The organism is Pseudidiomarina terrestris (genome assembly GCF_030466405.1).
GTDB lineage: Bacteria > Pseudomonadota > Gammaproteobacteria > Enterobacterales > Alteromonadaceae > Pseudidiomarina > Pseudidiomarina terrestris.
Genome location: NZ_JAGGJF010000012.1, coordinates 1 through 1,421, shown reverse-complemented (window position 1 = coordinate 1,421; position 1,421 = coordinate 1). Strand labels below are relative to the sequence as shown.

2 protein-coding genes are annotated in these 1,421 nt (G+C 42.7%); both read right to left on the bottom strand.

Annotation, left to right across the window (positions count from 1 at the left end; translation table 11 throughout):
- Positions 1-30 precede the first annotated feature (30 nt).
- On the bottom strand, positions 31-873 hold the full coding sequence (locus J6J34_RS12430; RefSeq protein WP_301775142.1) for an IS3 family transposase: 843 nt from the start codon (positions 871-873) through the stop codon (positions 31-33).
- The gene (locus tag J6J34_RS12425; protein WP_301775144.1) at positions 873-1,373 is read right to left on the bottom strand and encodes a helix-turn-helix domain-containing protein; all 501 of its coding nucleotides are present in this window, start codon (positions 1,371-1,373) and stop codon (positions 873-875) included. The genes J6J34_RS12430 and J6J34_RS12425 overlap by 1 nt, the downstream gene beginning before the upstream one ends.
- Positions 1,374-1,421: the final 48 nt, after the last annotated feature.

The following is a 1,421-nucleotide window of genomic DNA, read 5'->3' as shown; positions in this document are numbered from 1 at the left end:
TGAAGTGACCCCATAAAGTTGGACTCATTTCTAAGCGGCTTCCAAGGTCTGGGTTCGATATTCAATCGGACTCAGGCCTTTTAGTTTGAGCTTAATACGTTTGGTGTTGTAATAATCGATGTATTCTTTAATGTTTTCAATGAGCTCATCGGCACTTTTAAATACTTCATTGTGATACATCTCTGTTTTCAGTATTCCAAAGAAGTTCTCTGCCACTGCATTATCTAAACAGTTACCTTTCCTCGACATGCTTTGCTGCAAACCTTTTTCTCTCATTTGTTGTTGGTAAGCTCTATTTTGATATTGCCAACCTTGGTCAGAGTGAATGATAGGAGTTTCATGCGGCCTAAGCTTACCTATCGCTTTCTTGAGCATGTCTGTAACCAGCGGTAATGTCACGGATTTACGGACTTCATAACTGACAACTTCTTGATTAAAAAGGTCGATGACAGGGGAGAGATACACCTTCTGCTCCCCGACTTTGAACTCTGTCACATCGGTAACCCACTTTTGGTTTGGCTTATCCGCAGTAAACTTCCTTTGTACTAAATCTGGCGCAACTCGACCCACTTCACCTCTGTATGACTTGTATCGCTTAGGCCTTACTTTTGACTTCAATCCTAGTTCACACATGAGTCTTTGAACTCGTTTATGGTTAACAGATGTCCCCGATAAACGCAGTGTGAGTGTTATTCTTCGATATCCATAACGGCCCTTATGCGCATGGTAAATCTCCCGGATTTTTGTCTTTAGCGCGCCATCAGGACAAGGACGCTTCATTGATTGACGGTGGTAATAATAAACGCTTCTGGCTAAGCCAACTGCTTTCAGTAAATGCTGTAAGTTAAATCGCGCCTTGAGCTCACTGACCACTAAGGTCTTTTCTTTACTTGTTTCTTTTTCGCTTGAGCCAAGGCTTCTAACTTTTTTAGGACAGCATTCTCCGCGCGCAGGTAGTCCAACTCGTCCCGTAGCTCTTGTTCTGTCATTTGTTTTGCTGACTTAGACTCAGAAGGGTTATGTTTCATGCGTGGCTTGCCTTTTTTCTTAGGGTGAAGTCTGGAAGTGCCTTCAAGAGAATAAAGCTTTTGCCACTGAAATAATATACCTGGCGTAGACAGGTCAAAGTAAGCGCTCGTATAGCTAATTGACCAATCATGCTCACGCATAGCATTAAGCACTTTCAGCTTAAAACTAGAGGTGTAAGGATGTTCTGAGTGACGAAAACTACTTAAGCCATGAAGCCGATAAACCGATGACCAATAGCGAATCTGTCTGGATGACACATTGAATCTGCGTCCAAGCTCCCGTGAACTTTCATGTTGAGCACGCTTCGCTAATTCAAGCTTGAATGCTCTGTGATGTTTAGACATAAAAAGACCCCCAGTAGTAGGAATGTCCAACTATTGGGGGTCACTTCA